Annotated in this window: 18 protein-coding genes; 12 read left to right on the top strand and 6 right to left on the bottom strand. The window is 72.8% G+C overall.

Features of this window, described 5'->3' with window-relative positions:
* Window positions 1–24: 24 nt before the first annotated feature.
* From ACSBPG_RS05405 to ACSBPG_RS05385, 5 genes are all read right to left on the bottom strand, one after another.
* Window positions 25–279: a type II toxin-antitoxin system Phd/YefM family antitoxin gene (locus ACSBPG_RS05405; protein WP_435536097.1), complete on the bottom strand. Its 255-nt coding sequence runs from the start codon at window positions 277–279 to the stop codon at window positions 25–27.
* 122 nt (window positions 280–401) lie between these two features.
* Window positions 402–1,547: an ABC transporter substrate-binding protein gene (locus tag ACSBPG_RS05400; protein WP_435536096.1), complete on the bottom strand. Its 1,146-nt coding sequence runs from the start codon at window positions 1,545–1,547 to the stop codon at window positions 402–404.
* Between the two features lie 46 nt (window positions 1,548–1,593).
* A complete protein-coding gene (locus tag ACSBPG_RS05395; RefSeq protein ID WP_435536095.1) occupies window positions 1,594–2,571 on the bottom strand; it encodes an isopenicillin N synthase family dioxygenase in 978 nt (325 codons plus the stop codon).
* A gap of 24 nt (window positions 2,572–2,595) precedes the next feature.
* Window positions 2,596–3,351 carry an SDR family NAD(P)-dependent oxidoreductase gene (locus tag ACSBPG_RS05390; protein WP_435536094.1) on the bottom strand — a complete coding sequence of 252 codons (756 nt, stop codon included), beginning with the start codon at window positions 3,349–3,351 and terminating at the stop codon, window positions 2,596–2,598.
* 145 nt (window positions 3,352–3,496) lie between these two features.
* Window positions 3,497–4,768, bottom strand: coding sequence for an amidohydrolase/deacetylase family metallohydrolase (locus tag ACSBPG_RS05385; RefSeq protein WP_435536093.1), 1,272 nt, complete (start codon window positions 4,766–4,768; stop codon window positions 3,497–3,499).
* Between the two features lie 535 nt (window positions 4,769–5,303).
* Between ACSBPG_RS05385 and ACSBPG_RS05380 the strand changes: the two genes are divergently transcribed.
* The 12 genes from ACSBPG_RS05380 to ACSBPG_RS05325 all read left to right on the top strand — a co-directional run bounded on the left by ACSBPG_RS05380 (window position 5,304) and on the right by ACSBPG_RS05325 (window position 16,632).
* On the top strand, window positions 5,304–6,176 hold the full coding sequence (locus ACSBPG_RS05380; RefSeq protein WP_435536092.1) for a branched-chain amino acid ABC transporter permease: 873 nt from the start codon (window positions 5,304–5,306) through the stop codon (window positions 6,174–6,176).
* On the top strand, window positions 6,173–7,219 hold the full coding sequence (locus ACSBPG_RS05375; protein WP_435536091.1) for a branched-chain amino acid ABC transporter permease: 1,047 nt from the start codon (window positions 6,173–6,175) through the stop codon (window positions 7,217–7,219). Before ACSBPG_RS05380 ends, ACSBPG_RS05375 begins: the two co-directional genes overlap by 4 nt.
* The gene (locus ACSBPG_RS05370; protein ID WP_435536090.1) at window positions 7,216–8,040 is read left to right on the top strand and encodes an ABC transporter ATP-binding protein; all 825 of its coding nucleotides are present in this window, start codon (window positions 7,216–7,218) and stop codon (window positions 8,038–8,040) included. Before ACSBPG_RS05375 ends, ACSBPG_RS05370 begins: the two co-directional genes overlap by 4 nt.
* On the top strand, window positions 8,027–8,731 hold the full coding sequence (locus ACSBPG_RS05365) for an ABC transporter ATP-binding protein (protein WP_435536089.1): 705 nt from the start codon (window positions 8,027–8,029) through the stop codon (window positions 8,729–8,731). The genes ACSBPG_RS05370 and ACSBPG_RS05365 overlap by 14 nt, the downstream gene beginning before the upstream one ends.
* Before the next feature lie 16 nt (window positions 8,732–8,747).
* A complete protein-coding gene (locus ACSBPG_RS05360) occupies window positions 8,748–11,117 on the top strand; it encodes a xanthine dehydrogenase family protein molybdopterin-binding subunit (protein ID WP_435536088.1) in 2,370 nt (789 codons plus the stop codon).
* Window positions 11,114–11,929 carry an FAD binding domain-containing protein gene (locus tag ACSBPG_RS05355; protein ID WP_435536087.1) on the top strand — a complete coding sequence of 272 codons (816 nt, stop codon included), beginning with the start codon at window positions 11,114–11,116 and terminating at the stop codon, window positions 11,927–11,929. Before ACSBPG_RS05360 ends, ACSBPG_RS05355 begins: the two co-directional genes overlap by 4 nt.
* Window positions 11,926–12,414, top strand: a complete 489-nt coding sequence (locus ACSBPG_RS05350) for a (2Fe-2S)-binding protein (RefSeq protein WP_435536086.1) — start codon at window positions 11,926–11,928, stop codon at window positions 12,412–12,414. Before ACSBPG_RS05355 ends, ACSBPG_RS05350 begins: the two co-directional genes overlap by 4 nt.
* Window positions 12,415–12,418: 4 nt before the next feature.
* Entirely contained in the window at window positions 12,419–13,021 is a 603-nt protein-coding gene (locus tag ACSBPG_RS05345) for an SRPBCC family protein (RefSeq protein WP_435536085.1), read from the top strand.
* A 135-nt stretch (window positions 13,022–13,156) separates the two neighbouring features.
* On the top strand, window positions 13,157–14,335 hold the full coding sequence (locus tag ACSBPG_RS05340) for an amidase (protein WP_435536084.1): 1,179 nt from the start codon (window positions 13,157–13,159) through the stop codon (window positions 14,333–14,335).
* Window positions 14,332–14,712, top strand: coding sequence for an oxalurate catabolism protein HpxZ (hpxZ, locus tag ACSBPG_RS05335; RefSeq protein WP_435536083.1), 381 nt, complete (start codon window positions 14,332–14,334; stop codon window positions 14,710–14,712). Before ACSBPG_RS05340 ends, hpxZ begins: the two co-directional genes overlap by 4 nt.
* A 17-nt stretch (window positions 14,713–14,729) precedes the next feature.
* The gene (locus ACSBPG_RS05330) at window positions 14,730–15,230 is read left to right on the top strand and encodes a MarR family winged helix-turn-helix transcriptional regulator (RefSeq protein WP_435536082.1); all 501 of its coding nucleotides are present in this window, start codon (window positions 14,730–14,732) and stop codon (window positions 15,228–15,230) included.
* Between the two features lie 217 nt (window positions 15,231–15,447).
* Window positions 15,448–16,632 (top strand): DUF1116 domain-containing protein, encoded by a 1,185-nt coding sequence (locus ACSBPG_RS05325; protein WP_435536081.1) that lies wholly within the window; start codon window positions 15,448–15,450, stop codon window positions 16,630–16,632.
* On the opposite strand, the gene ACSBPG_RS05320 is transcribed toward ACSBPG_RS05325, so the two are convergent.
* Window positions 16,613–17,887: a hydroxymethylglutaryl-CoA reductase, degradative gene (locus tag ACSBPG_RS05320; protein WP_435536080.1), complete on the bottom strand. Its 1,275-nt coding sequence runs from the start codon at window positions 17,885–17,887 to the stop codon at window positions 16,613–16,615. The two genes, ACSBPG_RS05325 and ACSBPG_RS05320, sit on opposite strands and share 20 nt — an antisense overlap.
* Between the last annotated feature and the right edge of the window lie 9 nt (window positions 17,888–17,896).

The raw sequence follows: 17,896 nt of genomic DNA, 5'->3' as shown, positions 1-17,896 counted from the left end.
GGACGTTCGTGTCCAGCAGAGATATCAGCGTTCGTCGAACGCAGCCGGATGCACCGTCAACCCGAGTGGCGGCGGGTCGAAGTCCAGGTCTTCCGTGTCCGGATCGTCCAAGGCGTCGGCAATGCTGATGTCGCCCCCTGCCATCCGCCGGAAGTCCTCGTAGCGCAGCAATACATGGGTCGGGCGGCCGCGGTCGGTGACGATGACCGGCCCGTGCTCCGCAGCCTGCTTGGCCGCCGCCAGGTTCTGGTGGAACTCGCGGCTCGGGATCGTCTGCACGTTGCCCTCCTGTGATGACGCAACGTTGCAACAACCGACGCGGCGGTGCCATGGCACCGTCGCGCCGTCCAGGACGACCCCGAGGGCCGAAGCGGCGCCACCCGCTCCGGCCCCCGCACCGGTCAGGGCATCGACACCTTGCCGTCCTTCAGGTGGACGACGTAGACGTTGGGCTCGTTCTGGCCGCTCTCCTTGCCCTCCGGGCCGTCCTTGACGAAGGCGACGTCGCCGTTGACGCCCTTCACCTTGGTCTTCCACAGGGCGTCGCGGATCGCCTCCGGCTCGGCCTTGCCGGCGAGGCGGATCGCCTCCACCGCCGTCAGCACGGCGTCGTAGCCGCGGAAGCCCTCGGTCAGGCCGGCGAACTCGTAGCCCTTCGTCTTCCACGCCTCGACGAAGCCCTTGGCGACCTCGGGGTTGGCCGCCTTCTCCGGGAACCAGGGCGGGAAGAACAGCAGGTGGTAGCTGCCGTTGCCGGGGGCGCCGGGCTGCATCAGCTCGCCGGGGAAGGAGCCGCCGGTGGAGAGGATGCGGGCGCTCACACCCTGCTCGGCCGCCTGCTTCACCGCCAGCGTGATCTGCTCGACACCGGAGGTGACGATGATGGTGTCGCCGCCGGACTGCTTGATGTTGGTGAGCTGGGCCGACAGGTCGGTGGCCTCCGGCGCCATCGTCTCGACCACGCCGACCTTGATGCCCTTGGCTTCCAGCTCCTCGCGGAAGGCCTTCGCCGCACCCAGGCCGAAGTCGTTGTTGACCGACAGGAAGTCGACCTTCTTGATGGGCGGGTCGAAGTGGTCGAGGATCTTCGTGAAGGCCTTCGCCTCCATGGTCGAGGTCGGCGCGATGCGGAAGATCCAGGGGTTGCCCTGCGTCGTGATCTTGCCCGACGACGAGGTCTCGACGACCATCGGCACCCCGTACTCCATCAGCTTGGGCATGACGGCCAGGGTGAAGGTGGAGCTCCAGGCGCCGATCAGCACCGGCACCTTGTCGCGCAGGATCAGCTTCTCGGCGGTGGTGACCGCCTCCTTGGGGTTGCTCTTGTTGTCCTCGATGACGAGCTCGATCTTCTTGCCGAGCACGCCGCCCTGGGCGTTGATCACCCCTTCGGCGATGCGCGCGCCGTCGGTGACGTAGTTGCCCGACGCCGCGACCGCGCCGGTCAGCGGCTCGGTCACGCCGATCTTGATGGTCTCCTGGGCCAGTGCCGTCCCCGCAAAGAGCGCGGTCAGCAGCGCCGTCGTCGCAACGGTCTTTCCGATCATCCGAAGTCTCCTTTGCCCCCTGTTGGTCTGGTTTCCGGGACGCCCGTCACGCGGCGGAGACGCGCGTCTGCCGGTATTTGAGGTCGCGGTAGTCGCCCGAGCGCACCGGCGGGTGCTTGGCGCCGCCCGGCGGGGCGACGCACTCCACCAGGGCGTCGTAGTTGGGGTGGTGGAAGAAGGCGATGGACATGCGCTCGGCCGCCGCCGCCTCGGCCGGCGGGTTCACCACCCGGTGGGTGTTGGAGACCCAGCGGTCGTTGGTCCACCGCATGAGGAGGTCGCCGATGTTGATCACGAAGGTCCCGGGATCCGTCTCGACGTCCACCCACGCGCCGCCGCGGGTCAGCACCTGCAGCCCGCCCGGCACGTTCTCCCCGTTGAGGATGGTCAGGAGCCCGTAATCGGTGTGGGCCCCCGCCCGCAACTGCCCGGGTGCGGGCGGGACCGCCTGCGCCGGGTAGAAGTTGATCCGCATCGCCGTGATGTGGCGGTCGATCTTGTCGTCGAAGAAACGCTCGTCGATCCCCAGCGCCAGCGCCGTCAGGCGCATCATGAAGCCGGTCAGGCGCTCCATCTCGACGTAGTAGCGCTCGGCCGCCGCGGCGAAGCCGGCCGGCCGCTCCGGCCACAGGTTGGGGATGAAGTAGCGCTGCCCCTCGGCCGAGCCGTAGTAGGGCTCGTCCGGCCAGCGCTCGCGGCCGAAATGATAGTATTCCTTGAGGTCCGGCGGCGTGTCGGCGCCGTTGCCCGCCGCCAGCGCCTCGATGCCGAGCGCCCGGTAGCCGCGCGGCGTGCCGGCCACGGGATGGACGGCGCGCCGCTTCTCCTCCAGCGGCAGGTGGAAGAAGTCGTAGGCCGCGCTGCGCAGGTCGTCCATGACGGCGGTGGGCACGCCGTGGCCGGCGATGGTGAAGAAGCCGATCTCGGTGCAGGTCCGGTCGATCGCGCGGGCGACGCGCAACCGGTCTTCCAGGCCGCCGGACAGGGCCGGCGCGATGTCGATGACGGGGATGCCAGGGGTCATGCCGCCTCCGTTGGTGTGCGGGCGCTAGTGGAAATAGGCGCCGCCGTCGACCACCAGCGTCTGGCCGGTGATGAAGGCGGAGTCGGGGCCGGCGAAGAAGCAGGCCGCCCCCACGAGGTCGGCGGGCAGCATGTCGCGGGCGAGCACGCGGGTGCGCAGCGACGGTTCCTTGACGCCCTGGACGAGGACGGGGTTGCCCTGCACGCCGTCGCTGAGCGTGAAGCCCGGGGCGACGCTGTTGACGAGGATGCCGTGGCGGCCGAGCTCGGTCGCCAGCGCGCGGGTCAGCGACACCACCGCCCCCTTGCTGGCGACGTAGTGGGCCATGAAGGGGTTGCCCTTGAAGGCCACCCCCGAGGAGATGTTGATCACCCGCCCGCCGCCGCGCCGGCGCATCGGCTCCAGCGCCGCGCGGCAGCACAGGAAGGGGCCCAGGGTGTTGACCTCCATGACCCGGCGCCATTCCGCCGGGTCGATCTCCTCGAAGGGCTTGGGCGTCAGCGCGGAGTAGATGCCGGCGTTGTTGACCAGGATGTCGAGGCCGCCGAACGCCGCCTCGGCCTTGGCCGCCATGGCGGCGGTGTCGGCCTCGGACGACACGTCGGCGGCGACGCCGACCGCCTCGTGCCCGTGCCCGCACAGCCGGGCCGCCGCGTCGTCGGCGCCGGCGCGGTCGGCGACGACGATGCGCGCACCGCGTTCCGCCAGCCCGCGGGCGATGGCGAAGCCGATCCCCTGCGCCCCGCCGGTGACCACGGCGACCTTGTCGGTGAGTTGCATGCGTTTGGCCTCGTGCCAAAGAGGGCGGCGGGTTTGCCCCCACCCCGACCCTCCCCCGCTTCGCAGGGGAGGGAGTTTGGTTGGCCCTCCCCTGCGGAGCGGGGGAGGGAGGGAACCCGCGGCAGCGCCGCGGGGAGGGTGGGGGCTACGCCGCCGCCGGGATGGGGGCGGGGAGGAGGGGGCTGTCGACCTCCTCCAGTGCGCCGGCGCGCAGGGAGAAGAGCGGCACGACCATGGTGTCGGCCACCACCGTCTCGCCGCTGTTGTCGCTGAGCTGCCAGCGTCCGGGCTTGAGGTCGAGCACGGCGACGTCGGCCGCCATGCCCGGCGTCAGCGCGCCGATCTCGTCGCTCATGCCCAGCATTTGGGCGGGGTTGCTGGTGACCGTCTTCAGCACCTCCGGCAGCGGCACGCCCAAGGTCAGCAGCTCGGTCATGGCGTGGGTCAGGCTGAAGGGGGCGACGCCGAAGAAGGGGTTGGCGGCGCGGTCGGCGTCGGCGCCGGCGGCCGGCACCTTGACGTTGTAGCCGTGCAGGTCGGCGCCGAGCGTGTAGGGCAGGATGCCGGCGGCCAGCGTGCGCCGCGCCATCTCGAAGCTGAAGTGGGAGCCGTGGCCGACGTCGACCTTGAGGCCGAGCGCCAGCGCCTCGTGGATGATCGGGTGCACCTCGCCGGTGCGGGTGGAGATGAAGCCGCCGGGGTGGCGGGTGAAGGGGTGGGCCAGGATGTCGCCGGGCTCCAGGATCGGGATCAGCTCCTCGACCAGCAGGTCGGGATCGACCGAGGGGACGCCCTCGGCGTCCGGCCACAGCCGGCCGAGGTGGACGTAGAGCGGCACGCCGATGCCGCTGGCGATCCTCTTCGCCAGCTTCATCACCTCCAGGCCCCAGCGCGAGGCGCCGCCCATCTCGCAATGGGCCTTGATGCCCTTGACGATGTCGCGGTTGGCGAGGCCGACGCGGATGGTCGCCTCGACGTCGACGCAGTCCGGCCGGTAGAGCTGCGGGTAGTAGTGCCCCTCCAGCCCGCCGACCAGATAGGCCGACAGGAAGCAGAGCGTGCGCGAGCGGGCGGGCTCGGCGACGAAGCGGCGGAAGGCGGGCAGGGTCATCAGGCTGGGGCCGCCCTGGTCGACCAGGGTGGCGACGCCGGAGCGCACGCCCACCATGTCGGGGTTCAGCCCGAAGCGGCCGGTGACGTTCTCGAAGACGTGGGCGTGGGTGTCGATGAGGCCGGGCACGACGAGCTTGCCCGACACGTCGGACACGCGCGCCGCCGCCTCGGCCGGCAGCCGCGGCGCCACCGCGGCGATGCGCCCGTTCGCCACGGCGAGGTCGCCGACCATGTCGACGCCGTTGGCGGGATCGATGATCCGCCCGCCGCGGAGGAGGAGGTCGAAGCTGTGCTGCGCGGACATGGGCTTCCCTTGCTGCGCGGTGATGGAGATCTGCCCCGGGGCATCGCAAGCGGCGTGCCATGTTCCTCAGTGCGCTGAAGACCGCGGCGGCGGGGACGGGGCTCGCGCCGGGCCGCTGGCCAGGCCGCAATGTGCATGGTTTCTCAACGGGTTGATCGTATCGCGACGGCGGGCTGGACGGGCCTCCCCATGCCTCCCATGCCGCGCCCGTCGCGGCGCCGACTCCTCAGTGTGCTGACGAACGGCGATTCCTTGGGCATCGCCTGCACACATCCGCACCGCCCGGATTCGCGCGGGAATCACGCCGTAAATTGATGTGGATCAATGAAAAACGCCGGATTGACCCCAACCCGGTTCGGGATACCCGAGTGGTTTGGTTGCCTATTTCGTCAGCACGCTGAGAAGATCGGTCGAGGCCGGTCGGCACGGGAATCCAGCAAATCCGCACTCCGGCCGGCTTGGCACAACCGTTGCGTAGGGTGGGCGGAGACCGGCGGCGTGGTCGCCGCAACCACCTCCAGGGAGACGCGCAGACATGGCGGAATTCCTCCAGCATTGCGCCAACGCCATGATCCTCGGCGGGACGTACGCGCTGCTGGGCATCGGCTTGACCTTGATCTTCGGCATCATGCGCGTGGTCAACTTCACCCACGGCGAGCTCTACACCTTCGGCGCCTACATGATCTTCATGCTGACGGCGCTGCTCGGCCTCGACTTCTTCGCCTCGCTGGTGCTGGCGGCGGTGCTCGGCGTGGCGCTGGGTGCGGTGATCGAGCGGGTGCTGCTGCGGCCGCTGAAGGGGGCCGACATCGACACCACCATGCTGGTGATGATCGGCGCCGGCATCGCCATGCAGGCGAGCGAGCAGCTCGCCTGGGGCGGCGTCGCCAAGTCGGTGCCCAACCCCTTCCCCAGCGACCCCATCCTGCTGGGACTGATCTCGCTGAGCCCGATCCGCCTGTTCGTGCTGGGCGTGGCGGTGCTGCTGCTGATCGGCTTCTACGGCCTGATCAACCGCACCCGTCTCGGCGTCGCCATGCGCGCCACCTTCCAGGACCCCGACACGGCGGCGCTGATGGGCGTCAACAACGGCTGGATGTACACCCTCACCTTCGCGCTGGGCTCCGGCCTCGCCGCGGTGGCGGGCGCGCTGCTCGGGCCGATCTTCCTGGTGCAGCCGACGATGGGCGACCTGGTGTCGCTGAAGGCCTTCGCCATCGTCATCCTCGGCGGTCTCGGCAACATCGTCGGCGCCAGCATCGGCGGCTTCGTCCTGGCCTTCGCCGAGGAGTTCGGCGCCGGCTACGTGTCGTCGGGCTACCGCGACGCCATGGGCTTCCTGCTGATCATCGCCGTCCTCCTGATCCGCCCGCAGGGCCTCTTCGCCGCACGGGAGCGCATCGGATGAGCAAGCACCTCCTGCCCTGGGGCTTCGTCGCGGCGATGGCGACCCTGCCCCTGTGGATGACCGACCTCTACATCCTCTACATCCTCACCTCGACCGGCATCTTCATCATCGGGGCGATGAGCCTCAACCTGCTGCTGGGCTACACCGGCCAGCTCAGCCTCGGCCACATCGCCTTCTTCGGCATCGGCGCCTACACCAGCGCGCTCCTGTCGCTGGGCTTCGACCTCGACCTCGGCGGAGCGGCGCCGTTCGTGCTGGCGCCGCAGCCGGTGTGGGTGGCGTTCGCCGGCGGCGTCGCCGTGGCGGCGCTGTGCGGCGGCCTGATCGGCAAGCTCGCCTTCCGGGTGCGCGGCGCCTACTTCGTCATCGTCACCATCAGCTTCGCGCAGGTCATGCGCATGGTGGCGCTGAACTGGGTCGACCTGACCGAAGGCCCGATGGCGCTCACCTCCATTCCGCCGCTGTCGGTCTGGCTGCCCGGCGAGGGCGTGGTGGCGCTCTACTCGAAGGTGCCGAACTACTACGTCGTCCTGGCGGTCGGGGTGCTGTGCTTCCTCGTCGTGCAGCGCCTCGTCCGCTCCCGCGTCGGGCGGGCCATGGTGGCGCTGCGCGAGAACGAGTCGCTGGCCCGCTCCGTCGGCATCGACGTCACCCGCTACCTCGTGGTGGCGACGGTGATCGCCGCCGGCATGGCGGGGGCGGCGGGCTGCCTCTACGCCCACTACGTCCGCATCGTCGACCCCGACGTCTTCCTCTTCATCTACACCGTGACGATGGTGATCATGGTGATCACCGGCGGCAAGGGCACGCTCGCCGGCCCGGTCGTCGGCGGCCTGCTGTTCGGCGCCCTGCCCGAGGTGCTGCGCGAGGTGGCGCAGCCCGAGGTGCAGTGGATCGTCTACGGCGTCGCCATGATCGTCGTCGTCTTCTTCCTGCCGCAGGGGATCGTCCCCGCCGTCACCGGCCTGTTCGCCCGCCTGCGCCGCCGCCCGGCCGCCACCGTGCGCGCGGCGCTGCGCCTCGGCAAGGAGACCTCGGCATGACCGCCGCCCCCGCCGTCCTCGACACGGCCGCCCCGGCGACGGCGCCGAACGCGCTCGAGGTGCGCGACGTCGCCGTGCACTTCAGCGGCCTGATCGCCATCGCCCGCATGAGCTTCCAGGTGCCGGAAGGCAAGATCGTCAGCCTGATCGGCCCCAATGGGGCGGGCAAGACGACCGCCTTCAACGTCATCACCGGCTTCCTCAAGCCGACCGGCGGCTCGGTGCTGTTCCACGGCACCGACCTCACCCGCCTGCCGCCCGAGCGCATCGCCGCGCTCGGCGTCGTGCGCACCTTCCAGCGCACCAGCATCTTCGCCGGCTGCACCGTCTTCGAGAACGTGCTGACCGGCCTGCACCGCCGCGGCCGCACCGAGACCTGGGCGGCGCTGCTGCGCCTGCCGCGGGTGCGGGCGGAGGAGGCGCGCCTGCGCGACGCGGTGGCGGAGATCCTCGACTTCGTCGGCCTGTCGCAGCGCGCCGGCGATCCCGCCGGCGGCCTCTCCTACGGCGAGCAGCGGCTGCTCGGCATCGCCATCGCGCTGGCCGCCGACCCGCGCCTCCTGCTGCTGGACGAGCCGGCGGCCGGCCTCAACCCGTCGGAGACGGAAGCCTTCATGGGCGTCGTCCAGCGCATCCGCCGGCGCGGCGTCACCGTGCTGCTGGTGGAGCACGACATGCGCATGGTGATGACGATCTCCGACCTGGTGGTGGTGCTGAACCACGGCCGCATCATCGCCGAGGGGCCGCCCGACGCCATCCGCAACGACCCGGAGGTGATCCGCGCCTATCTCGGCCAGGGGGTGAAGCATGCTCAGGCTTGACGGCATCACCGTGTGCTACGGCCAGATCCCGGCGCTGCGGCGGGTCTCGCTGGAGGTCGAGGAGGGCGAGCTGGTCACCCTGATCGGCGCCAACGGTGCCGGCAAGACCACCACGTTGCGCGCCATCAGCGGCCTGCTGCCGCTGGCGTCGGGGCGCATCACCTTCGACGGGCGGGAGATCGGCAACGCGGCACCGCGCACCGTGCTGGCGCTGGGCGTCGCCCACTGCCCGGAGGGGCGGCGCGTCTTCCCCCAGCTCAGCGTGCGCGAGAACCTGGAGATGGGGGCGTACCTGCGCCGCGACCGCGCCGGCATCGCCGCCGACATGGAGCGCATGTTCGAGCGCTTCCCCCGCCTGAAGGAGCGCATCGACCAGGCCGCCGGCACCATGTCGGGCGGCGAGCAGCAGATGCTGGCGATCGCCCGGGCGCTGATGTCGCGCCCCAAGCTGGTGCTGTTCGACGAGCCGTCGCTCGGCTTGGCGCCCAACCTGGTGGAGCAGACCTTCGCCATCATCCGCGACATCCGCGCCGAGGGGACGACGGTGCTGATGGTCGAGCAGAACGCCTACGCCGCCCTCGACATGTGCGACCGCGCCTACCTGCTGGAGGGCGGCGAGGTGATGGAGCACGGCAGCGGCCAGGCCATGCTCGCCAACGACCACATCCAGAAAGCCTATCTCGGCGGCTGAGGGGAGAGCCAACGCCATGGACACCACAACCACCGCCGGCTCCAGGGTCGGCTCCGGGGTCGGCGCCCCGGTCCGCCGCAAGGAGGACGAGCGCCTGCTGCGCGGCCGCGGCCGCTTCGTCGGCGACGTGGCGCTGCCGGGGATGCTGGAGCTGGCCTTCGTGCGCAGCCCGGTCGCCCACGCCCGGCTCGGCGCCGTCGAGGTGCCGGAGGAGCACCGGCACGCCGTCTTCACCTGGGCTGACTTCGCGGCCGCCGGCGTCAAGCCGATCCGCGCCGCCTCGGGCCTGCCCGGCTTCAAGGTGTCGGACCAGCCGCCGCTGGCCGACGGCAAGGTGCGCTTCGTCGGCGAGCCCGTCGCCGTCTGCGTCGCCGCCAGCCGCGCCGAGGCCGAGGACATCGCGGCCGCCGTCTTCGTCGAGTACGAGGAGCTGCCGGTCAATTCCGAGATGCTGCAGGCCGTCAAGCCCGGCGCGCCCCGGGTGCACGAGCACTGGGCCGACAACGTCTTCCTGGAGACCAACGTCGGCGGCCCGTTCGCCGAGATCGCCGCGACGGCACCGGTCAAGGTCTCGCGCACCATCCGCACGGCGCGCCAGTGCATGGTGCCGATGGAGGGCAAGGGCGTCGTGGCGAGCTGGGACCGCCACACCGAGCAGCTCGTCCTCACCACCTCGACGCAGATGCCGCACATCGTGCGCGCCGGCCTGTCGGAGTGCCTGGGCCTCGACCAGGGGCTGATCCGGGTGATCGCCCCCGACGTCGGCGGCGGCTTCGGCTGGAAGGGCCTGCTGCAGCCCGAGGAGGTGGTGGCCGCCTGGCTCGCCATGCGGCTCGACCGACCGATCCGCTGGACCGAGGACCGGCGCGAGCATCTGGTGGCCGCCGCCAACGCGCGCGAGCACCATTACGAGATCACCGCCTACGCCGACGGCAAGGGGCGCCTGCTGGGGCTGGAGGCCGACGCCTGGGTCGACGCCGGCGCCTACTCCGTCTATCCCTTCACCGCCTGCCTGGAGGCGGCGCAGATCGGCTCCATCCTGCCCGGCCCCTACGACTTCAAGCATTACCGCTGCCGCACCCGCTCGGTCGCCACCAACAAGCCGCCGCTGGTGCCCTTCCGCGGCGTGGCGCGCACCGGCGTCTGCTTCGCCATGGAGCAGATGATCGACGCCATCGCCAACGCGGTCGGGCGCGAGCCCTGGGAGGTGCGCCTGGAGAACCTGGTGCGGCCCGAGCAGATGCCCTTCGACAACGTGACGAAGAAGCATTTCGACAGCGGCGACTATCCCGAATCCGTGCGCCAGGCGGTCGCCGCCATCGGCCTGGAGGCGGTGCGGGCGCGCCAGATCCGCGGCGAGGCGGACGGGCGGCGCATCGGCGTCGGCTTCGCCACCTACTGCGAGCAGTCGGCCCACGGCACCGCCGTCTACCATGGCTGGGGCATTCCCATGGTGCCGGGGCACGAGCAGGTGCAGGCCCGCATCACCCCCGACGGCGGGCTGGAGCTGCGCACCGGCGTGCAGTCGCACGGCCAGAGCATGGAGACGACCTTCGCGCAGGTGGCGCACGAGGTGCTCGGCATCCCGCTCGACAAGATCAAGCTGGTGCACGGCGACACGGCGCTTACCCCCTATTCCACCGGCACCTGGGGCTCGCGCAGCATGGTGATGGCGGGGGGCGCCGTCGCCACCGCCTGCCGCCAGCTCGCCGAGCGGGTGCGGCGCATCGGCGCCCACCTCCTGCAGGTCAAGCCCGACGACACCGCGCTCGCCGGCGGTGCGGTCTGCGCCGGTCCCGCCAGCGTCACCATCCGCGAGGTGGCGCACACCTGGTACCGCGCCCCCCAGCTCCTCCCCGCCGACGTCGACCGCGGCGGGCTGGAGGTCACCGCGGGCTACAAGCCCAAGAGCGACCACGGCACCTTCTCCTACGCCACCCACGCCGCCGTCGTCGCGGTCGACCCCGAGCTCGGCACCATCGAGATCCTCGACTACGTCGTCGTCGAGGACGCCGGGACCATGGTCAACCCGATGGTCGTCGAGGGCCAGATCTACGGCGGCGTCGCCCAGGGCATCGGCACCGCGCTCTACGAGCAGATGCGCTACGACGCCGAGGGCCAGCCGCTCGCCTCGACCTTCATGGACTATCTGGTCCCCGGCTTCACCGAGGTCCCGCACGTGAGGATCGTCCACATGCACACCCCCTCGCCCTACACCGAGTTCGGCGTGAAGGGCATCGGCGAGGGCGGCGCCATCGCCCCGCCGGCGGCCCTCTGCAACGCCGTCAACGACGCCCTGGCGCCGCTCGGCGTCACCGTCACCGACGTGCCGATGACGCCCGAGGTGATCCTGACGGCGCTGGCCGGCGCCGGGGGGCGGGCATGAAGGCGGCCGACTTCGACTACGCCGCCCCCGACACGCTCGACGGCGTGCTGGCGCTGCTGGCCCGCGACGACCTGACGGTGCGGCCGGTGGCCGGCTCGCAGTCGCTGGGGCCGATGCTGAACCTGCGCCTCGCCCAGCCCGACCTGCTGGTGGACATCACCCGGGTGCCCGAGCTGGCGACCATCGCCGCCGAGGGCGACACCCTGGCGGTCGGCGCCTGCGTCACCCACGCGCGGCTGGAGGACGGCGACTACCCCGACCTCACCCGCGGCGTGCTGCCCCGGGTGGCGGCCGGCATCGCCTACCGCGCCGTGCGCACCCGCGGCACCATCGGCGGCAGCCTCGCCCACGCCGACCCCGCCGCCGACTGGGTGGCGGTGCTGACCGCGCTGGGCGCCGACGTGGTGGTGGCGGGCCCGCGCGGGCGCCGCACCGTGGCGATGGCGGACTTCATCGTCGGCGTCTTCGAGACCGACCTCGGGGCCGGCGAGCTGCTGGTGCAGGTCCGCGTTCCCGCACTCTCGGAGCGGGCGCGCTGGGGCTACTACAAGGTCTGCCGCAAGACGGGGGAGTTCTCCCACGCCACCGGTGCCGTGCTGCTGGACCCCGGGCGCGGGGTGGCGCGCTGCGTCGTCGCCGCGGCGTCGGGCAAGCCCATCGTCATCGACGACCCGGCCGTCGTCGCCGACCCCGACCGGCTCGACGCCGCGGCGGCGGCGCGGCTGGCCGACGGCCCGATCGGCGGCAACCCGGCCGACATCCGCTCCCACCTCGTCGCGCTGCGGCGCGCCGTCGCACAGGTCTCGCCATGAGCGCTCACGCCCGCACCATCTCCCTCACCGTCAACGGCAAGCCGGTGACGGCGGAGGTCGCCCCGCGCACCCACCTCGCCGACTTCCTGCGCGAACGCCAGCTCCTCACCGGCACGCACCTGGGGTGCGAGCACGGGGTGTGCGGCGCCTGCACCATCCTGATCGACGGGCAGCCCGCGCGCTCCTGCATCACCTACGCCGTCGCCTGCGAGGGGCGCAGCGTGACCACGGTGGAGGGCCTCGACGACGACCCCGTGGCGGCGCAGCTGCGCGACGCCTTCTCGACCGAGCACGGGCTGCAGTGCGGCTTCTGTACGCCCGGCATGCTGGTGGCGGCGCGCGACGTCGTGCTGCGCCGGCCCGACGCCGACGACGCGGACGTCCGCGTGGCGATGAGCGGCAACCTGTGCCGCTGCACCGGCTATGTCGGCATCGTCAACGCCATCCGCCGCGTCCTCGACGACCGCAAGGCCATTTCGGACTAAGGACATGCCCCAGATCACCCAGAGCTTCACCGTCGCCTTCCCGCGCGCCCGCGTCTGGCCGCTGCTCGGCGACGTCGCCCAGGTCGTCCCCTGCATGCCCGGCGCCTCGCTGACGGCCCCGGTCGAGGACGGCGCCTTCGCCGGGCAGATGCGGGTCAAGCTCGGCCCGATCGCCGCCGCCTTCGCCGGCCAGGGCACCCTGACCCTGGACGAGGCCGGCCACAGCGGCACCATCCAGGGCCAGGGCACCGACGCCAAAAGCAACTCCCGCGCCAAGGGCACGGTGACCTTCACCGTCGCCGAGGCCGAGGAGGGCCGGGCGACCCGGGTCGACCTCGCCGTCGACTTCACCCTGAGCGGCATGCTGGCCCAGTTCAGCCGCGGCGCCATCGTCCAGGAGATCGCCCAGCGCCTGACCGCCGAGTTCGCCCGGAACCTGGAGGCCACCCTGGCCGCGGTGACGCCGGACGCGACGCCGGACGCGACGCCGGCGGCCGCGGCCGCACCCGTGCGAGAATTGAACGGCGGCGCGCTGCTGTGGGCTATGCTGCGCGACTGGATCAAGGGCCTGCTGGCCGGCGCCAGGCGGCGGGCGCCGCTTGGCTGAGGACGTGGCTGCGTCGGTCCCCCACCCAACCCTCCCCCACTGCGCGGGGGAGGGCTTGATTCCTCCCCCCGCGCAGTGGGGGGAGGTCAGGAGGGGGGATGGGGCGAGCACGCTTCGCGGATGGAAAGGACGGGAATGGACGAGGATCGACTGGGTGCGTTCTGCGGGCACGGCCGCGTCGCCATCGCGGGGGCCGCGGACGGGCCGCTCGCCGGGCTGACGTTCGCCGCCAAGGACCTGTTCGACGTGGCCGGCGTGCCGACCGGCGCCGGCAACCCCGACTGGCTGCGCACCCATGACGCGCCGACCCGCACCGCCCCGGCGGTGCAGGCGCTGCTCGACGCCGGCGCCCGGCTGGTCGGCAAGACCCACACCGACGAGCTGGCGTGGAGCCTGAACGGCGAGAACGCCCATTACGGCACGCCGGTCAATCCCCGCGCCCCCGGGCGCATCCCCGGCGGCTCCTCCAGCGGCTCGGCCTCGGCGGTCGCCGGCGGGGCGGCGGACACCGCGCTCGGCACCGACACCGGCGGCTCGGTGCGGCTGCCGGCCAGCTACTGCGGCCTCTACGGGCTGCGGCCGACCCATGGGCGCATCGCGCTGGACGGCGTGGTGCCGCTCGCCCGCAGCCTCGACACGGTGGGCTGGTTCGCCCGCGACGCCGCCACCCTGGCCCGCGTCGGCGCCGTGCTGCTGCCGGGAGAGGCCGGCCCGGCGCCCGTGCGCCTGCTGGTCGCCGAGGACGCCTTCGCCGCCGCCGGCATCCCGGTCGGGGCGGCGCTCGCCCCGGCGGTGGCGCGGGTGGCGGCGCTGTTCGGGCGGTCGGCGCCGGTGACCCTGGCCCCCGACGGGCTCGACGCCTGGCGTCCCATCTTCCAGACCCTGCAGGCGGCCGAGGCCTGGGCGGCGCACGGCGCCTGGATCGAGGCCGTGCGGCCCGCCTTCGGCCCCGGCGTGCGCGACCGCTTCGCCGCCGCCGCCCGGCTCGACCCGGCGGCGGTCGCCCCGGCGGCGACGGCCCGCGCCGAGGTGCGCGCCCGTCTCGACGACCTGTTGGCCGGCGACGCCGTCGTCCTGCTGCCCACCGCGGCGGGCCCGGCGCCGCTGTGCGGGGCGAGCGGCCCGGCCCTCGACGCCGTCCGCAACCGGGCCCTGTCCCTGCTCTGCCCGGCCGGGCTGGCCGGGCTGCCGCAGATCGCGATGCCCGCCGGGCTCGTCGACGGCTGCCCCGTCGGCCTGTCGCTGATCGCCCCGCGCGGCGCCGACCGCGCCCTGCTCGACCTCGCCCTTCGCCTCGGAGACCTGACCGCATGAGCCTGGAGATCGATCGCCCCGACGTGCTGGAGGAGGTCGCCGCGGCCTTCGCGCGTTACGAGGAGGCGCTGGTCGGCAATGACGTCGCCGTCCTCGACGAGCTGTTCTGGAACGACCCGCGCACCCTGCGCTACGGCGCCGGAGAGAACCTCTACGGCTACGACGCCATCGCCGCCTTCCGCAAGGCGCGGCCGGCGGCCGGGCTGGACCGCACCCTGCGCAACACGGTGATCACCACCTTCGGGACCGATGTCGCGACGGCCTGCACCGAGTTCGTGCGGCCGGGCAGCGACCGGGTCGGGCGGCAGACGCAGACCTGGGTGCGCCGGCCCGAGGGCTGGCGTATCGTGGCCGCCCACGTCTCGCTGATGGGTTGAAGGTGGCCGCGCATCCGATGACCAGTCTTTCCCTGGAGCCGGCGCCCGAGGACGGAGTCGACCGCTCCCTCGCCCAGCGCCCTGGTTTCCTCATCCGCCGCCTGCACCAGATCCACACCGCCATGTTCGTGGAGGAGTGCGCCGAGTTCAACGTGACGCCGGTGCAGTACAGCGTGCTGACGGTGCTGGGCTCGCACGGCGAGCTCGACCAGGCGACCCTGGCGACCCTGGTGGGGATCGACCGCACCACCACGACCGGCGTGCTGGCGCGCCTGGCCGAGCGCGGCGTGGTCGAGCGGCGGCCCAGCCCCGACGACCGGCGCATGCGCCTGGCGGCGCTCACCGCCGACGGGCGCAAGCTGCTCCGCCGCATGGACAAGAAGGCGCAGCTCGCGCACGACCGCACCATCGCCGCCCTGCCGCGGGAGGAGCGCGCCCTCTTCATGCGCTGCCTCGCCCACCTGGTGGAGGCCAACAACAGCTACGGCCGCACGCCCCTGGTGCTGCCGGGGGTGTGAGGACGCAGCAGCACACCTCCCCCGGCCCCGCCGCGGGAGGGAGGGGCCCAGCCGGAGGCTGGGAGGGTGGGGGCTCGGTCGTCCGGACCGAGCCGGCGCCCCCGCCTGTGCACCGATTGACGTTCGGCGTTCCTGCCGGACCTTGCCCCCACCCGGCGCCTGTGGCGCCACCCTCCCCCGGCGGTGCCGGGGGAGGGTTGCTTGCAAGGAGTCCCCGATGACCGACGACGCCACCCTCGTTGCCGCGCGCCGGATGGCGGCGGTGCGGCCGCGCTGGAGCGCGGTCGAGACCGCCGGCGCGCGGCTCGGCCTCGACGCCGCCACCCTGCTGCACGCCGGGCCGCCCTTCGCGAGCCCGGCCGAGGTCTGCCCGCCGATCCTCAACGCCGCCGCCGCGGCGCTGATCTTCGAGGGGCTGGCGGCGGACGCCGACACGGCCCGCGTCCTGGTGCGCGATGGCAGGGTGGCGCTGCGCCCGGCGCAGGATTTCGGCGTGGTGACGCCGCTGGCCGCCGTGGTGTCGCGCTCCACCTGGCTGCAGGTGGTGGAGGACGGCGGCATCTCCGCCTGCGCGCCGCTCAACGAGGGGGGCGGGCCGGCGCTGCGCTTCGGCCTCGTCAACGCCGACGTGGTCGAGCGGCTGCGCCTGCTGCGCGACGTCGTCGGGCCGGGGCTGCGCGATGCCCTGGCCGATCCCGTCGACCTCGTCGCCATCGCCGCCGCGGCGCTGGGGGAGGGCGACGACCTGCACGGCTGCACCACCGCCTCCTCGCGCCGGCTGGCCGGCCTGCTGGCGCCGCGCCTCGGTGCCGGCGGGGCGGCCGCCTTCCTGGAGGGGGCGGGGCAGTTCTTCCTCAATCTCTGGATGGCGGCCTGCAAGGCGATGATGCTGGCCGGCGACGGCGTGCCCGGGGCGGCGCTCGTCACCGCCGCCGGCGGCAACGGCGTGGCCATGGGCGTCCGCCTGTCCGGCACGCCCGACGGCGTGTGGTTCGCCGCCCCGGCGGAGCCGCCCACCGGCGGCCCGGACGTCGGGCCCTCGCGGCGGCGCCTGCCGGCGATCGGCGACAGCGCCGTGGTCGACGCCGTCGGCTTCGGCGCCTTCGCCCTCGACGCCGCCCCCGACTTCGCCCGCGATTTGCGGCCGGCCCTGGAGGCGCTGCCGGCCGACCTGGCCGACCGGCTGCTGGCCGTCGAGCACCCGGCGTTCGGCCGCCGGATCGGGCTCGACGCGCGCGCGGTGGTGCGCAGCCGGCTGACGCCGCCGGTCTGCCTCGGCGCGGTCGACGCGGCGGGGGAGGCGGGCATCGTCGGGCGCGGCATCGCCCGCCACCCGCTCGCCGCCCACGCCGCCGCGGTGGCCGCCCTGGACGGTGCGGCGGTCAGCCCCGCAGGCGCTTGAGCTCGGCCTCGGCGACGTCCATGCGCACGGTGCCGCGCTCGACCATGACGCGGGCGACGGCATCGATCTCCTCGCCGACGGCGCCCGCCATCATGGCGATGTTCTGGGCGTGCAGCGCCATGTGGCCCTTCTGGATGCCGGTGGTGGCCAGCGCCTTGAGGGCGGAGAAGTTCTGCGCCAGCCCGACCGCGGCGATGATGCGGGCGAGCCGGTCGGCCGAGGTGGCGCCGAGGATCTTCAGGCAGGCCCGCGCCGTCGGGTGCAGCTTGGTGGCGCCGCCGATCAGGCCGACCGCCATCGGCACCTCGATGGTGCCGGCGAGGTGGCCCTCGGCCGTCACCTCCCAGCGGGTCAGGCTGGAATAGCGGCCGTCCTTGGCGGCGTAGGCGTGGGCGCCGGCCTCCACCGCGCGGGTGTCGTTGCCGGTCGCCAGCACCACGGCCGAGATGCCGTTCATGATGCCCTTGTTGTGGGTCGCCGCCCGGTAGGGGTCGGCCTCGGCGAACTGGTAGGCGCTGACGATGCCGTCGCGCACCGCGGCGCCGCCGATCGCCTCGCAGGTCCAGGTGGCGCGGGCGCGGGCCAGCCGGCGGTCGGCGTAGTTGGAGAGGATGCGCAGATAGACCCGGCCGCCGGTCCAGCGGGCGATGTGCGGGGCGAGCGCCTCGGCCATCGAGTTGACGGCGTTGGCGCCCATGGCGTCGCGGGTGTCGACGATGAGGTGCGTCACCACCATCGGCCCGCCGAGGGAATCGACGATCCGCACCTCCAGGTCGCGGAAGCCGCCGCCGAGGCGCACCAGCACGGGGTCGCAGGCGTCGCACAGCTCCTTGATCTCGTCCTTGCGCTCGAGGATGGCGATGCGGGCGTGGAAGGGATCGCCGACCCCGACGAGCTGGACCTGGGCGATCATCAGCGAGCCCGACATGGAGGTGGTGAAGCCGCCGCTGTCGTAGCACTGGCGCGCCGCGTTGCAGACCGCGGCGACCACCGAGGATTCCTCGGTCGCCATGGGGATCAGCGCGTCCTCGCCATCGATCCGCATGTTGGTGGCGATACCGACCGGCACGTTCATGGTGCCGATCACGTTCTCGATGAGGTGGTCGGCCAGGTGCGGGTCGAGGTTGCCCATGTCGGCGAGGTGGTCGACGGTCTCCGCGTCGAGGCCGGCGAACGCGGCGACGAAGTCGAGGCGCTCGCGCGGGCTCTTCTTGTGGAAGCCGGAGACGCGGGAAGTCTTTGCCTGCGTGGTCACAGTCGTAGC

Source organism: Azospirillum sp. ST 5-10, from assembly GCF_051225715.1.
Lineage (GTDB): Bacteria > Pseudomonadota > Alphaproteobacteria > Azospirillales > Azospirillaceae > Azospirillum.
This window is presented reverse-complemented; position numbering and strand designations above follow the sequence as displayed.

What these genes read in the sequence shown, in the direction of transcription:
- ACSBPG_RS05400 (WP_435536096.1), bottom strand. Translation starts at nt 1,547, where the DNA reads ATGATCGGAAAGACCGTTGCGACGACGGCGCTGCTGACCGCGCTCTTT.
- ACSBPG_RS05395 (WP_435536095.1), bottom strand. Translation starts at nt 2,571, where the DNA reads ATGACCCCTGGCATCCCCGTCATCGACATCGCGCCGGCCCTGTCCGGC.
- ACSBPG_RS05390 (WP_435536094.1), bottom strand. Translation starts at nt 3,351, where the DNA reads ATGCAACTCACCGACAAGGTCGCCGTGGTCACCGGCGGGGCGCAGGGG.
- ACSBPG_RS05385 (WP_435536093.1), bottom strand. Translation starts at nt 4,768, where the DNA reads ATGTCCGCGCAGCACAGCTTCGACCTCCTCCTCCGCGGCGGGCGGATC.
- ACSBPG_RS05380 (WP_435536092.1), top strand. Translation starts at nt 5,304, where the DNA reads ATGGCGGAATTCCTCCAGCATTGCGCCAACGCCATGATCCTCGGCGGG.
- ACSBPG_RS05375 (WP_435536091.1), top strand. Translation starts at nt 6,173, where the DNA reads ATGAGCAAGCACCTCCTGCCCTGGGGCTTCGTCGCGGCGATGGCGACC.
- ACSBPG_RS05370 (WP_435536090.1), top strand. Translation starts at nt 7,216, where the DNA reads ATGACCGCCGCCCCCGCCGTCCTCGACACGGCCGCCCCGGCGACGGCG.
- ACSBPG_RS05365 (WP_435536089.1), top strand. Translation starts at nt 8,027, where the DNA reads ATGCTCAGGCTTGACGGCATCACCGTGTGCTACGGCCAGATCCCGGCG.
- ACSBPG_RS05360 (WP_435536088.1), top strand. Translation starts at nt 8,748, where the DNA reads ATGGACACCACAACCACCGCCGGCTCCAGGGTCGGCTCCGGGGTCGGC.
- ACSBPG_RS05355 (WP_435536087.1), top strand. Translation starts at nt 11,114, where the DNA reads ATGAAGGCGGCCGACTTCGACTACGCCGCCCCCGACACGCTCGACGGC.
- ACSBPG_RS05350 (WP_435536086.1), top strand. Translation starts at nt 11,926, where the DNA reads ATGAGCGCTCACGCCCGCACCATCTCCCTCACCGTCAACGGCAAGCCG.
- ACSBPG_RS05345 (WP_435536085.1), top strand. Translation starts at nt 12,419, where the DNA reads ATGCCCCAGATCACCCAGAGCTTCACCGTCGCCTTCCCGCGCGCCCGC.
- ACSBPG_RS05340 (WP_435536084.1), top strand. Translation starts at nt 13,157, where the DNA reads ATGGACGAGGATCGACTGGGTGCGTTCTGCGGGCACGGCCGCGTCGCC.
- hpxZ (WP_435536083.1), top strand. Translation starts at nt 14,332, where the DNA reads ATGAGCCTGGAGATCGATCGCCCCGACGTGCTGGAGGAGGTCGCCGCG.
- ACSBPG_RS05330 (WP_435536082.1), top strand. Translation starts at nt 14,730, where the DNA reads ATGACCAGTCTTTCCCTGGAGCCGGCGCCCGAGGACGGAGTCGACCGC.
- ACSBPG_RS05325 (WP_435536081.1), top strand. Translation starts at nt 15,448, where the DNA reads ATGACCGACGACGCCACCCTCGTTGCCGCGCGCCGGATGGCGGCGGTG.